Raw genomic sequence first — 15,887 nt, 5'->3', positions numbered from 1 at the left:
CGTTGTGCGAGCTTGGCTGCCACACCTCAGTCATATGAATTCAGACCTTCGGTGAGTTTTCCAGCAGCCTCGCTCGCACTCTATCGTTTCGACGTCCTGGCTCTATACCGCGTCAGACAAGGAAGTGAAGTTAAAGTCACGTAATTTCATTGCTGGCACCACCATCTTCCGACCATCGCCAAAGACTTGCGTCTTCCCTAAATCCTCGATGTTGTTCAACATCGTCACTGGACTCTCATTGAAACGGAAATTCTTGATCGGGTGCTTGATCTTGCCGTTTTCGATGTAGAAAGTACCATCGCGGGTCAGGCCGGTCACCAACAGCGATTGCGGATCAACCGAACGGATATACCAAGTACGTGTTACCAAGATCCCTTTCTTGGTCGAAGCGATCAACTCCTCGGTGCTTTTATCACCGCCAGCCATGATCGTGTTGCCAGCGCGTCCCTTCGCAGCGACGCCTTGCTTCTTGGCCCAGAACTGAGAATATTGGAGCGATTCAATCTTGCCGTTTTTCACCATGGCCATCTTTTCACGAGGCAGCATCGAACCACCATCCCAAGGCACTACTGGCGCATCCGCATTCCAAGGGTCGGTCCAAATATTGACTTGTTCATCAAACATTTTTTCGCCCAAGCGATTGCCGCCTCCTTTTTTCGAGAGGAAGCTGCGACCTTCATCGGCCGATCGCGCATCGAAGGCATTGAACATAAAACTCAAAATATCAGAGGAGGCCGCAGGTTCGAGTACCACGGTGTAGCGGCCTGGCTCCAATGCTTTTGCATCGACTGAACGCAGTGCTTTTTCAATTGCGACTTCAGAGGCTTCACGCGGATCGAATAAACGAACATCGTTCGCCGAACGTGTGACCCAACCAGAACCTCGCCCATCTTCCGTCCTCGCAGTACAGCTAAAACTGAGATTGGTAGACTCTTGATAGCCAAACACATCATTCGAATTAGCGATCACCTCAAAGCCTACAGTGTCGAGGAAAAAGCCCGCCGTAATGAGCTTATTCTTTTTCGCCAAACTGATACTTTGAGCCGCGACCTCCGCACGATATTCAGGATCGATTGCGGCGGTTTCTTTAAAATACGTGTTCGACGCACGGAACTCTTGCTTACCAACGGCAGGCATGAACTCTGGATTTTCTGGCGCAAGTCGTGCAATGTCTTCGGCACGACGTACCGCACGCTCCAATGCCTTATCGTCAAACTCATTAATGGTGGTGGTGCCTTGCCGCTTGCCAAAAGCGACACTGATCGACATTTGCGTATCTTGATTGAGGCCGGCAGTCGATACACTATTTTGCGCAGTGCGGATATTACCAGCCCGTGTGCCTTGAATACTGACTCGGCATTCATCGGCGCGCGACAATGCCATCACGCGATCACAAATTCGTTTTGCTTCTTCTTGACTCATCTGCATCATTTGTTTTTCCTTGTATTTTCTTTTCACCATCGCGCCACTTCAGGCGGAGCAGATTACCTTTTGCAAGCATCTCTCAAAGGTGAACCACAACGACATACATGAATAATTTACATAGAGCTCTTCATTTGAGCTCACGTGAATTCACTTTAGGATCAGCCGATCTTACGTGCGGTATTAATCACATTGATACCATTGAAGCGCGCGGTACTAGAACCATGTGAGACGGCACTGACTTGACTTGGCTGGCCTTTACCATCGAAGAAAGAACCGCCCATGCGCCAGTCGCGTTCATCACAAATCGCACTGCAACTATTCCAAAATTCTTGCGTGTTGGATTGATACGCAACATCCTCCACTGGCCCCACAATTTTGCCGTTCTTAATTTCGAAAAAGAGTTGGCCACCGAATTGGAAGTTGTAGCGTTGTTGGTCGATGGAATAAGAACCACGTCCCAAAATGTAGATGCCTTTTTTCACATCTTTGATCATTTCGTCTGGCGTTAACGCTGCTTTGCCTGCCGCCAAAGAGACGTTCGGCATACGTTGGAATTGAACGCTGCTCCAACTATCGGCGTAAGAACATCCGTGCGATTCATTTTGATCGATCAAATGCACTTGATCGCGGGTCGCTTGATAATTCACGAGCACGCCGTCTTTAATAATATCCCAGCGTTTGCACGGCACGCCTTCATCATCGTAGCCTACCGCTCCGAGCGAACCGGGCGTAGTTTTATCAGCGAAGAAATTGACTCGCTCTGCGCCAAACTTAAAGTTCTTAGAGCGCCATTTATCCAGCGTCGCGAAACTGGTACCCGCATAGTTCGCTTCATAACCCAAGACACGATCTAATTCGGTCGGATGGCCGACCGATTCATGAATCGTCAGGAATAAATGTTCTGGGCTCAAGACCAAATCATACTTGCCAGGCTCGATCGATTTGGCACTCAATTTCTCACGCGCTTGCCGTCCACTTTCGCGCGCTTCTTCGATCAAGTCCACCGAGCGTTTATAGAGTGTGGTCACGCCACCAGCTGCTTGTACTTTATCTTGCGGGTTGGCATCGAAAAACTCAAAACCCATTCCCACTGGTGACGATAAACTTTCGCGACTACGGAATTTATTGGTCGCTTTATCGACCGCTGTGGCCGTCATCGGCGCCCACAGGCGATGAATATCTTGATCAATGTAGGAGCCATCGGTTGAAGCAAAATATTTCTCTTGATTCACCTGGAATAAGTTCGACTGCATAAAGCTAGCACCAGCTTCGAGGCCTGCACGATTGGCTGCAATCAACATCTCGGCTTTCTCTTTGACCGGGACCTTGCGCCAATCCTTAGTAAATGGCGTCGCCCATGCCACTTCACCCAAACCTTTCACTGGCGCCAATACCAAAGGTTCACTCTGTAACTTAGCGTTCGCCTTCGCGATGGCGACCGCTTGCTTAGCAGTTGCTGCGATTGCCTCAGGCGTCATTTGATTGGTCGAGGCAAACCCATATGCGCCGCCGGCAATCACGCGAATCCCAACGCCCATCGATTCGCTATTCACGATATTTTCTACGCGCGTATCACGTGTGGTGATGAATTGATTCACATAGCGCCCCACACGTACGTCACAGTAGCTCGCGCCCGCCTGCGTTGCCGCATTCAAAGCAGCGTCGGCCAACTTCTTTTTGAAGGCTTTCGCCATCGGGTTCATGAGTTCCTCGGCCGCAATTGCGTTACCGAACACTGGAATCATCAGACCACCCGCAGCGATACCACCAATCTTTAAAAATTCACGTCTTTCCATGTACTCCCCCGAAACTCTGCATGACAAGTTCAAGCTTTATTCAACGAATATTCAATGAACATTCAATGAACTTTCAATGAACATTCAATGAATAAGGAAGTATGAGCGCCTCACACTTCCCAATCCCTTTTTTTGCTGTTCTTACGAAGACCAAATTAAACCGCATCGGACAATGAGGTGAAATTAAAGTCACGCACCTTCATTGCTGGAATCAGCATTTGATATGAGACTTCGTCGCCTGCAATAACGACCGGCTTGCCGACTTCTTCGATATTATTCAACATCGTGACTGGACTCTCATTGAAGCGGAAGTTTTTCACCGGATACATGATCTTGCCATTTTCGATATAGAAGGTGCCATCGCGTGTCAAACCAGTCAGCAAAACCGATTGTGGGTCCACCATGCGGATATACCAAGTACGCGTCACCAGAATGCCTTTCTTGGTATTGGCGATCAGTTCTTCCGTCGATTTGTCTGTACCCGCCATAATCATGTTGCCATGCCCCGCACGCGCCGCAACTTTTTGTTTCTGTGCCCAGAAACGCGAGTATTCCAGTGCGTTAATGCGGCCATTTTTAATCACGTCAACGCGCTCGCGCGGCAACATCGAACCATCCCACGGCAATACTGGCACATCTGGGTTCCAAGGATCCGCCCAAATGTTCACTTGTTCATCGAACAGCTTTTCCCCCAAACGATTGCCTCCACCTTTTTTCGACAGGAAACTGCGTCCCTCATCGGCCGAGCGCGCATCAAAACTCCCTAACATGACACCGATCAATTCCGAAGTCGCCGCGGGTTCCAAAATGACGGTGTATCGTCCTGGTTCCAAGGCTTTTGCATCAACCGAACGCAAGGCCTTTTCGATCGCCACATCGGCCGCTTCGCGCGCGTCAAAACGATTCACATCGCCAATCGAACGCTTCACCCATCCCGACCCGCGACCATCTTCCGTACGAACGGTACAGGTAAAATCGAGCCCCGTTTCACGTTGATAACCAAACACGCCATTGGAATTCGCGCCCGCGGTGAAAGCACTGACATCCGTAAAGAAACCAGCCGCGACCAAGTTCTTTTTCTTACATGCCTCAATCGAGTAAGCTGCTACTTGAGCACGGAATTCAGGATCGATATCGGCCGTCTTTTGTACGAAGGTTGGTGTCGCTTTGTATGTTTGTTTTTCGACTGCGGACATGAACTCTGGATTCTCCGGCGCCAGACGTGCAAGATCTTCCGCACGACGCACCACCTTTTCCAATGATTTATCATCAAACTCATTAATCGTCGCAATACCTTGCTTCTTGCCAAAGGCGACTGCCACCACTAATTGAGTATCTTCCACTACGCCCGAAGTCGATACCGCATTGCGCGCATAACGAATATTGCCCGTCCGGTTACCATTGAGTTGGACAGTGCATTCATCCGCTTTCGAATACGACAAAACTTTATCACTGATGCGTTTTGCATCTTCTTGAGTTAACTGTTTCATAGTCGTGCTTCCTTAACCAATTTTACGTGCGGTGTTGATGACGTTGATGCCATTGAAGCGCGCTGTACTAGATCCATGCGACACAGCACTCGATTGTGACGGTTGCCCTTTGCCATCAAAGAAGGAGCCGCCCATGCGCCAATCTCGATCGTCACACACGGCGCTGCAGGCATTCCAGAACTCTTGCGTGTTCGATTGGTAAGCGACGTCTTCGAGCTGCTCACCGATTTTTCCGTTCTTAATCTCGAAGAACATTTGACCACCAAATTGGAAGTTATAACGTTGTTGGTCAATCGAGAAAGAGCCCTCGCCAACGATGTAAATGCCCTTCTTGACGTCTTTCACCATTTCATCTGGCGTCATGGCTTTCTTGCCTGCTGCAAGAGAGATGTTAGGCATGCGTTGGAATTGGACACTGCTCCAGTTATCCGCATAAGAACAACCGTGCGATTCATTTTGACCAATCATATGGACTTGATCACGGGTGGCTTGGTAGTTCACCAAAATACCGTCTTTGATAATGTCCCATCGCTTCGTCTTCACACCTTCGTCGTCGTATCCAACCGCACCCAAAGAACCTGGCACCAGCTTATCGGCGACGATATTCACATGTGGCGAACCGTACTTAAACTTCTTGGTTTCCCACTTATCGAGAGTTGCAAAACTCGTACCCGCATAATTCGCTTCATAGCCGAGAACGCGATCAAGCTCGGTTGGATGGCCGACAGATTCATGAATCGTCAACCACAGATGTTCAGGGCTCAATACCAAATCGTACTTCCCTGGCACCACCGATTTCGCTGTCAATTTTTGCTTTGCGCTCTTACCGCATGCTCGCGCATCTTCGATGAGGTCATAGGAATTTTTGTACAGAGTAGCCACGCCACCTGCGGCTTTGACCTTATCTTCAGGGCGGGCGTCGAGATACTCGTAACCACGTCCGACTGGCGAAGATAGGCCTTGGCGAGTACGGAATTTATTGGTTTTCTGATCGACCGCCGTCGCGAAAATCGGCATCCACAAACGATGTACATCTTGATCGATATAGGAGCCATCGGTCGACGCAAAATACTTCTGCTGATTAACTTGGAACATCACTGATTGCATGAAGTTCGCACCACCTTCCATACCGGCCTTATTAGCAGCAATCAAGAGATCCACTTTCTCTTTGATCGGCACGGTACGCCAGTCTTTCTTAATGGGCGTGGCCCAACTAACTTCACCGACGCCTTTATTGGGAGCCAGACGCACTGGTTCGCTCTGGAGTTTTGAATTGGCGATGGCGATAGCAACCGCTTGTCGAGCTGCTGCAGCAACACCATCGGGCGACATGTCGTTGGTGGCAGAAAAACCATAGGCGCCTTTGGCAATCACACGGATGCCCACGCCAGCGGATTCGGTATTGGCCACGTTCTCAACATTGAGATCGCGCGTTGAAATAAATTGATTAAGATAGCGACCGATACGTACATCGCAATAACTAGCCCCGGCGCTCGTGGCTGCATTTAATGCGGTATCTGCAAGACTTTTACGAAACTGGTTTGAAACTGGTTTTAATAACTCCTCAGCACTTATCTCTTTGGCATAGGCTGGTAACAGAATGGTGCCCAGTGCGACACCACCCAAATTTAGAAAGTCACGTCGTTGCATCATGTCTCCTGTGTCTGTGGCTCTACCACATGTTCAAACCGAGAACGCACCACTGCGGTGCGAAATGTCAGTGCACTTTTGACTTACAGGAGTTAAATAAGTTCCGTCTCTACTTATCGACTTATCTACTTAGGCAGCGCCCTTTCGTCTACTCAAGAAGAATGCGAATGGAACAAACGACGCGCAAATTGCTCGAATTGCGCTAAAGGAAGAGGTTTGCTGTACAAATAGCCTTGGTAAGCATGACAGCCTTGTTGCGCCAGGAAAGCTTGCTGCTCTGGTGTTTCTACGCCTTCCGCAATCACGGCAAGGCCGAGACTCTCCGCGAGGACAATCACCATCTTCGAGATCGCAGCATCATTCGGATCGACCAAAATATCGCGCACAAAACTTTGATCAATCTTCAATTGATCCAACGGCAAGCGCTTCAGGTAAGAGAGCGACGAATAGCCTGTACCAAAATCGTCGAGCGAGAAGCCAACACCGATGGCTTTCAAACGATTCATCTTCGCGATCACGTCTTCCATATTGGCGATCGAGAAGCCTTCAGTGAGCTCTAATTTCAAATGCTGTGGATCGGCCTGCGTCAGTTCGAGTGCGTCAGTCACTTGTTCAACAAAATTCTTCTGATGGAACTGACTAGGACTAACATTGACCGCAATCACCAAATCCTTAAACTCAGCTTGGTCTCGCCATTTGGCCAGTTGATTGGTGGCCGTGTACAAGACCCAATAACCGAGGATCGAAATCAGTCCCGTCTCCTCCGCGAGAGGAATAAATTCTGCAGGGGAAATCATGCCTCGCGTTGGATGATTCCAGCGAATCAAAACTTCAGCACCAAACAATTTGCCATCATCGGTGAGCTGGGCTTGATAGTACAACTCAAACTGCTCATTCAACATGGCATCGCGCAAGTCTTCTTCCAAGGCCACCCGTTGCGATACCAAAATCTGCATTTTCGGATCGAAGAAGCGAATCGTATTACGACCCGCCGCCTTGGCTTGATACATCGCCAAATCCGCGCGTTTCAGCGGTTCTGCAAGAGTTTCCACTTTCTCACCAAACAGTGTCACGCCGATACTTGGAGAACTGTGGTGCTCGTTGACACCGAGCCAATAAGTTTGGTTGAGCTCGGACAAAATCTTGATCGCCACAACTTCCGCCTGATTCGCTGCATCGAAAGCGTTCTCTTCGAGATCTTCAAGCATAACCACGAATTCATCGCCCCCCAGTCGAGCCACGGTGTCGCCCTCGCGCGTGCAGCGCGTTAAACGTTCGGCGACCTGTTGCAACAAGAGGTCTCCATGATCATGCCCTAAAGTGTCATTCAAGGTCTTGAAGTTATCGAGATCAATAAACAACAAGGCGCCTTTCCGCTTGTGTCGATTACCTGAAGCCAACGCTTGTTCCAGCCTATCCATCAGCAAACGACGATTAGGTAACTGGGTCAATGGGTCGTAGAAGGCCAAATTGCGAATCTCATCTTCCGCGACTTTTCGCAAAGTGATGTCATTGAAAGTGCCGACGAAATGGGTGATGACACCTTGCTCGTCTTTCACACTCGAAATGTTAATCCACGCATGGAATTCGCCGCCACCTTTACGACGATCGACGACTTCACCTTGCCAACCTCCGCGCTCAACGATACTGAGATTCATATCTTGAAACAGCGCGTCGTTACGGAAATCGTCATCGAGGAAATGCGGCGGTTTACCGACTAACTCACTCGATTGGTAACCCGTGATCTGACTGAAAGATTGATTGATACGCAGGATATTCCATTGGGCATCGGTCACGAACATACCCTCTTGCGATTCAAACGCCGTCGCGGCAATCCTGCGTGATTCCTCACTGCGTTTCAACTCGGTCACATCGCGCCAAGCGACGTAGACCGACGGTGCACCGTCGAAATCGATTAAGGTACCCTGTGCAGTAACATCGATCACCTGTCCATCTAAACGAAGGAATTTCAAATCATGACTCTGGTCGCGCGCTCCCAATTCACCGACACTACGGACGCGGCTCTTCAAGAAGTGGTGGTAATCAGGATGAATGATATCGGCGATCGATTTACCAAGCAGTTGCTCGGGCTTATCGGCCCCCAGCATTTGCATTGCCGCAGCGTTCACGTAAATGAGGCGACCTTTTCGATGGACGTTAATGCCCTCGGGTGACCATTCGACCAAAGTGCGATGCCGTTCCTCACTTGCTTGCAGTGCAGCCTCGACCCGCTTGCGCTCCGAAATGTCTCGCATCGTTCCTTGTATCAGGACTTTACCGTCGAGTTCAACTCGATTCAGTAAGACCTCGGCATCGAACACTTCATTGCTGTGCAGTCGCATATGCAGCCATTCAAAAGCAACTTGTCCAAATTCCTGTGCTACTTGAATTTTTTGACTAGCCAGAATTCGTGAATCGTCACCATTTGCTTGTTTGACTGGTGACAATTGAGATGGATGTCGTCCAATCAGATCGGCTCGATCATGGGCGCCGAACACTGCAATGGCGGCGGGGTTACAGTCAATAATGGTTTCATGGTCAAGTACCATCACTGCGCTGGCAGTAGTGTTGAATAAGGTTAAATGCCTTGCCTCAGAATGTTTCAACTCCTCGGTACGTTGTGAAATGGTTTCCTCTAGGTGTTTATTTGAATTTTGAATCGCTTCAATCATGTCATTGAAAGCCGACGTCAACAAACGTATTTCACTTGGTTCTTTACTATCAGCGGTGGCACGGACATTCCATTGACCTGCTTGCAAACGCTGTGCAGTAGTGGCGAGAGATTGCAGACTTGAAGTTAAGCGCCGCGAGGCCAAGTAAATTAAACCCAACGAAATGAGCGTGATCAAAAAACCAGCTACCAACAAAATATTCGCTTGCTGAGTAAGCTTAGCAAGGACGACATCCTTGCGCGAATAATTGACCATAGTCCAGGTTTGACCTGGGCCGAGTTGTACCTTGCGATACACCACGATCAGTTTCTCACCGAGCCGATTCGTTTGCTCCAACGTTCCTTCAAAGCCACCAAGAACAGGCTGATTGGGCGTAAAGAAATGTTGCTTGTGATCGACTTTCGGAAAACTGGTAATGAGCTCACCGTCTTGATCGAACAACAGCGTCGTATCGCCGTCTGCAACCGTTCTTAAATCCGATTGAAAGCTCTGTTCCAAAAACGCTTGCAGATCGAGCGTAGCGATCAAGAGCGCTGATGGTGACTGGGAGTCTGCAGAAATCACTACGGGACTGGTGATCGCTAGTACGCGTGAACCATCACGCCCATTCCAACTTTCTAACGCACGATCACCGTGGCGGTGGTCGAAACGCTCTCCCAAACCCAACTCACTAACAGGCTTACCTTGGTCTTCGGGATGGCTGCTCGCAAGAATTCTGCGGCTTGCGAGATCAACGATGAGAATCTGCCGAAAACGCTTATGATGCGTCTTTTCAATGATTTCAATTTGCTTTTGCAGCAAGTCACCCGCATGGTGGGCGACCGTAGCCATGATCAACTTGGTGTTCTCGGCAACGAATGCGGTATCTTCGGCGCGTTCTTTTAACTCAATCGCAATGAGACGACTCTGAACGTCCGCGCGCGTCTCCAGAACGCGTAAGGCAGCTTCCAAGCTCTGCTTACGGGCACCACTCAAACCTAATTGTGGGAAACCGAGATACCACAAGACAAATAACACACCCAACGCCAGCACTAGCAGTGCGGCGAAGTAACTTGTCATGCGATTTGAGAAGGAAGAAGACATAGATTTCGGTCAATGACTCCTGCATCAACAAGGATTAATGTGCTACCAAATTGCCACTATTTTTCTACTAAAAGAAACCACGCTTTAATTCTTCATGCTGCTCAGGACGCAGGCGTGGTCCGTACTGCGTTACCACTTTGGCTGCCGCGGTCGCGGCAAACTTTCCAGCAAATTCAAAACTCAAGCCTTGACTTAGACCATACATGAAAGCTCCGGCGAACATATCGCCTGCGCCATTGGTATCAATCGCCTTGACTTCAGGGGCTTCGACCTTGCTCAGTTTAAACCCATCATAAACAACCGCACCTTCAGCACCACATGTGATTGCAAAAGTATTCGCAAAACGTTGCAACTGCGCACATGCCGCGTCGATCGTATCAGCACCAGCAAATTGCATGGCCTCATCGCGATTACAGAAAATTATGTCGACACCGTCGCCTATCATTTCGAGCAAGCCGTCACGGAAAAACTGCACCATCGCTGGATCAGACAAACTAATGGCGACGCGTGTACCGACTTTGCGCGCGTGTTCACGCATTTTGATAGCCGCCGCACGACCACTCGGGGAGGTCACCAGATAGCCTTCGATATACACCATTTCCGAGCGCCCAATGGCGTCAAAATCGATCTCGTTGGCCGATAACTCGCCACTGATGCCAAGGAAAGTGTTCATGGTTCTCTCCGCATCCGGAGTAATCATCACCAAACACTTGCCAGTAATGCCAGCCTCTTGACCTAACATCGTCGGCGTCGAAACACCTGCCGCACGCATGTCTTGCAAGTAAAAACGCCCATTGTCGTCATCAGCGACCTTACACGAATAGAAATTCTTACATCCGAAGTAACTTGCACCGATGATGGAATTCGCGGCTGAGCCACCGCTGGCGCGTTTGGATGCGACCAAATGGTCACTCAAGTGCGCCATCAATTGGTGCTGACGTTCTTCATCGACCAAGGTCATCACACCTTTCTCGACTTGCATGCGATGCAAGTCGGCATCAACCAGGGTGATTTCCGTGTCGACTAGAGCAGCGCCCAAGCCGTAAATATCGAATTCGCGTTTCATTTTGCTTCTTTAAATTGGTCTTTTCGTAAGAGTGATGGCGAGTCGCTAACAATTCTGTGCAGAAGCAGTCAATGATGCCATCGTCGAGGGCTGGATTATACCCGTCAGTACCATGCTAGCAGGCGTCTATTGTTGCATTTTGAGGCACAACAATGCTGCCGCAAAGAAATATTTTATTGACGGCGTTCTGAAAAGACCGTGATACTTAAAGTCCTTCTGTCTCAGCGAGGCTTCAGTGAAGAATCCCTGGACCAATCGAGATTGGCTTTTTCCTAATTATTTACCAATCGCGATCTTCCTTTTCAGCATGTGCTTGGCAGTGGTCGGCACATGGTGGCTGAACTTTAACTTACAGAGTAAGCGTGAGCTCGACTTTCGCAATAAAGCCGATCAAATCGCGCTCGAAATTGAGCGTCGTTTCGCCACGCCACTGTATGCACTGAATGGTACCAAAAGCCTTTTCGCGATCTCCCAGAACATCACTCACGAACAATTTCAAAGCGCCATTAAAGGACGCGATTTAGAGACAGAATTTCAAGGCATACGTGGCATCGGATATTTGGAAGAAGTTCAGGACGCGGATCTCGATCATTACGTTCAAATACAAAAGAATTTGGTCTCAAGAGAATACCGCTACCAAAGTTTTGGAAATGATAAACACACTCAGCACTATCTCGCAAAGTACTTTGTAACACCATCTCAAAGTCATTTTGTACCAGGCGTTGATCTCGGTTCTGATCCGCGCCGACTCGCAGCGATTGAACTCGCCATTAGTTCTGGCAAGCCTAGTATGACCGACCTGATTTATGCACCGCCGAAAGAAACCAAAAAAGCCAGTGTAATGGTGTTCCTCCCGATTTTCAAAAACGATAGCAAACCTACCGATTCAGCCAGTCGGAAGAAACAATTGGTTGGATTGGTATATGCCCCAGTCATGTTGCAAGACTTACTCGCGCGACTCAATCAATTCGATCGCAGTGGCCTTACCTATCGTATTAGTAACATCGGTCACAACACCCAAAAAGAAGTGGCTAGTTTTGACTCCCATCCTGAACTTGGCTTCACCAGCCTAAGACGCAGTTCTCTATTTCAATTCTCCCGCGTAATCACCGTCCTAGGAAAAGATTTACAGCTCGAAGTTTTGAGCACACCCGAGTTTGAACAAACCAGCAATCGCTATGTACCGATATTATTTTTTATCGCAGCGACACTGATCAGTGGACTAATCACCGCGCTGTTACGACTGCAACTCACTTGGGGTGAAAAAACGCAGGGTCGTTTAGATGCTGCACTACGTGACAATCAAGCCTTGCTCAGCACCCTCGATATGCATGCGATTGTCTCAGTGACAGATGCTAACGGTGTCATCATTGATGTGAATGACGCCTTTTGTCGACAGAGCGGATATACCCGCGAAGAGTTGATCGGTGAGAATCATAGAATCAGCCGCTCTGGCATACAACATAGCGATTTCTGGAAAGATATGTGGACCAGCATTTCGCAGGGAACACCATGGCGCGGCGAAGTGTGTAATCGTGCCAAAGATGGCTCACTCTACTGGGTTGATACTTTTATCGCGCCATTCAAAAATAGCGATGGCGTGATTGAACGTTACATCGCCATACGTACTGACATTTCTGACAGCAAACGCGCGGAAGAAAAATTACAAGCGGCATTACGTGAAAGCGACGCACTACTGAGCGCCTTGAATATGCATGCAATTGTCTCGATAGCAGACAATTCTGGACGCATCATCGATGTCAATCAAGCCTATTGCAGGATCAGCGGCTACACCCGTGAAGAACTACTAGATGGAAGTCATCGCATTGTCGCTGCAGGGATTCAATCACCGGACTTCCTTGCCAATATGTGGAGAACAATCTCTTCTGGCACGCCTTGGCGCGGAGAGGTTTGCAACAAGAATAAATCCGGCACGCTGTATTGGGTCGATACATTTATCGCGCCTTTCAAAAACGCCCAAGGACAGATCGAGAAATACATTTCTATCCGGACCGATATCACCGCCAGTAAAAAAGCGGCGAGTCGCTTGGCGAGCCAACGCTCGGCCTTAGCCAATATCATTGAAGGTACCAATGTCGGAACTTGGGAGTGGAATGTACAAACAGGAGAAATGCGTACCAATGAACGTTGGTCAGAGCAAGCCGGTTACGAAACCAACGAACTGGCTCCGATCACGGTGGATACATGGGATCGTTTGACTCATCCCGAAGACCTGTCCAAGGCGAAAGCATTGATGCAGAAGCACTTCGAACATGAGCTGCCCTATTACGAGTGTGAGACCCGCATACGTCACAAAGATGGTCATTGGATTTGGGTACTTACACGTGGACGCATTGCCTCAATGACAGAGCGCGGCAAGCCAGAGTGGTTTTCGGGAACACAAATGGATATCACGGCCCGCAAGAAGGCGGACGCTGAAATTCAAAGGAGTAATCAACAATTATTGGCGGTGCGCGATCAGTTAACCAAGGCCGCTGAAGTGGCGGAACTCGGCATTTGGACTTGGAATCTCAGCAACAATGAATTCAAAGCGAATTCTCGCATGTACGAGATTTACGCGATTCCAGAACATCTTCGCCAAGCGCCACTCTCGACCGATTACTGGATGGACATTGTTCATGTCGATGACCGTGCCGAAGTCGAGCAGAGAATGCGCGCAGCCATCGATGATCACCAAAGCTATTCGCATATTTTCCGCATTCAGATTCGCAACAAAGAGATTCGATATATTCAAGCAGCAGGTAGCGTCGAACGCGATGACCATGATCGCGCCATCCTCATGACGGGTATCAATCGAGACATTACTTTACAATACCGCGCTGAGGAAGCGCTGCGGCAAGCCAAGCAGGCTGCCGATGATGCAAACCAAGCAAAGTCGGCCTTCCTCGCCAATATGAGCCATGAAATTCGTACGCCGATGAATGCAATTCTCGGCATGCTGAGCCTATTGCGCCGCACCGAATTAAGCGACCAACAAGCCGACTATGCAAAGAAAACTGAAGGCGCCGCACGTTCATTGTTAAGTCTTCTCAATAATATTTTGGACATTTCCAAAGTCGAATCTGGCAAGATGTACCTCGACATCCATCCCTTTACCTTAAGCGGGTTATTGGATGATCTTCAGGTCATCCTCGGAGTCGACAAACTGAAGCCCAGTTTACGCTTTGAGCTCGCAGTCGACTCCGCACTCCCAGAACATTTGATCGGCGATGAGATGCGCTTGCGCCAAGTGTTAACGAACCTCGGTAGTAATGCGATTAAATTTACCGAACATGGCAAAGTCAGTATCTCTTTGAAGCTGCTCGATTTGAATTCGCAGTGGGTCAAGATACTTTTTTCCGTACGCGACACAGGTATCGGTATCGCGCCAGAAAACCATCAACGCATTTTCAGTGGCTTCACCCAAGCAGAAGCATCAACCACACGACGCTACGGCGGAACCGGCCTAGGAATTTCCATTAGTCACGCATTGGTCGACATGATGGGCGGCGAACTCAAACTGGAAAGCAGTCTCGGACAAGGTTCACACTTCTATTTTAGTCTCCAACTAAAACGTTCCATTGACGATGTTTTAGAAGATCAACCCCATCTCCTTGAAGATCTGACTGAGCTTCGAACACAACGTTTACAGGGAATCCACATTCTTTTGGTCGAAGACAATGAGAATAATCAACAGGTCGCGACCGAGCTGCTGCGCGGAGAAGGTGCGCTAGTGAGCGTCGCCAACAACGGACTCGAAGCCCTAAACGCAGTCGCCGCCGACAAGCATCATTACCACTTAGTTTTAATGGACTTACAAATGCCGGTGATGGACGGCTATACTGCCACTCAAAAAATTCGCCACGACCTCGGGCGCCACGGCTTACCAATTATCGCGATGACCGCCAACGCCATGGAATCGGATCGAGAAGAATGTCTGCGTGCCGGTCTCAATGATCATATTGGAAAACCTTTCGACCTAACGAATTTGGTGGAGACCATCCTACGCTACGCTGGCTCAAACAACGATGTCATTGAACCGAGTACGGAAGTGGTTGCGATTCCAGAATTTGTGACTACGTTGGCAGGAAAATATGAGGTTGAAGTACCAACCGCTCTAAATCGCCTGGGCGGCAAGATCGCCTTGTATCAACGCATGCTACAGATGTTCCTTCATGATTTACAACGTACGATCGCTGAACTAGAGAGCGCCGCTGCACAACAACAGCTTGAAGCCATCTTGCGCCAACTCCATACCATTAAGGGACTGGCTGCGACGCTAGGTGCTACAAACTTGGCAAACAGACTTGCAGAGTTTGAAAAACAACTGCAGCAACACGAACGTGATACTGGACTAGATCTTGGTTTGATTAAAGATATTTGCGGCCTGCTTAGTCGTCATGAGAACCATCTCGCTGCGTTATACCATGAACTACGCGAAAATCTTGAGGTCGATAGCGGCAATCGCAAGACCCTAAGTCACCAAGAATTCAATCCTTCACAACTGCGCGAGATATTGGTGACTCTCCTTGCTCAACTGTCCAACGCCGATATGGCTGCCACCGCCACCATGTCGACACTTCATGAGCGCTACGCAGAGCATCTCGGTACGCAAATACATGCATTAGAACATGCAATCACGCAGCTCGATTTCGAATCCGCCCAACACTATGTCAAGAATCTGATGGAAGGTCTACCATCGTGA

General features: G+C 49.1%; 7 protein-coding genes. 1 reads left to right on the top strand and 6 read right to left on the bottom strand.

Annotation, left to right across the window (positions count from 1 at the left end; translation table 11 throughout):
• Positions 1–102 precede the first annotated feature (102 nt).
• From RF679_RS01805 to RF679_RS01780, 6 genes are all read right to left on the bottom strand, one after another.
• A complete protein-coding gene (locus tag RF679_RS01805) occupies positions 103–1,431 on the bottom strand; it encodes a TldD/PmbA family protein (RefSeq protein WP_309482518.1) in 1,329 nt (442 codons plus the stop codon).
• 152 nt (positions 1,432–1,583) lie between these two features.
• On the bottom strand, positions 1,584–3,221 hold the full coding sequence (locus RF679_RS01800) for a TldD/PmbA family protein (protein ID WP_309482517.1): 1,638 nt from the start codon (positions 3,219–3,221) through the stop codon (positions 1,584–1,586).
• 155 nt (positions 3,222–3,376) lie between these two features.
• A complete protein-coding gene (locus RF679_RS01795; RefSeq protein ID WP_309482516.1) occupies positions 3,377–4,711 on the bottom strand; it encodes a TldD/PmbA family protein in 1,335 nt (444 codons plus the stop codon).
• 12 nt (positions 4,712–4,723) lie between these two features.
• Positions 4,724–6,361: a TldD/PmbA family protein gene (locus RF679_RS01790; protein WP_309484063.1), complete on the bottom strand. Its 1,638-nt coding sequence runs from the start codon at positions 6,359–6,361 to the stop codon at positions 4,724–4,726.
• 152 nt (positions 6,362–6,513) lie between these two features.
• A complete protein-coding gene (locus RF679_RS01785) occupies positions 6,514–10,116 on the bottom strand; it encodes an EAL domain-containing protein (RefSeq protein WP_309482515.1) in 3,603 nt (1,200 codons plus the stop codon).
• 67 nt (positions 10,117–10,183) lie between these two features.
• Positions 10,184–11,182 (bottom strand): adenosine kinase, encoded by a 999-nt coding sequence (locus RF679_RS01780; RefSeq protein WP_309482514.1) that lies wholly within the window; start codon positions 11,180–11,182, stop codon positions 10,184–10,186.
• Between the two features lie 235 nt (positions 11,183–11,417).
• On the opposite strand from RF679_RS01780, the gene RF679_RS01775 reads away from it, so the two are divergent.
• Positions 11,418–15,887, top strand: coding sequence for a PAS domain S-box protein (locus RF679_RS01775; RefSeq protein ID WP_309482513.1), 4,470 nt, complete (start codon positions 11,418–11,420; stop codon positions 15,885–15,887).

It is taken from the genome of Undibacterium cyanobacteriorum, assembly GCF_031326225.1.
Classification (GTDB): Bacteria; Pseudomonadota; Gammaproteobacteria; order Burkholderiales; family Burkholderiaceae_D; genus Undibacterium; species Undibacterium cyanobacteriorum.
This window is presented reverse-complemented; position numbering and strand designations above follow the sequence as displayed.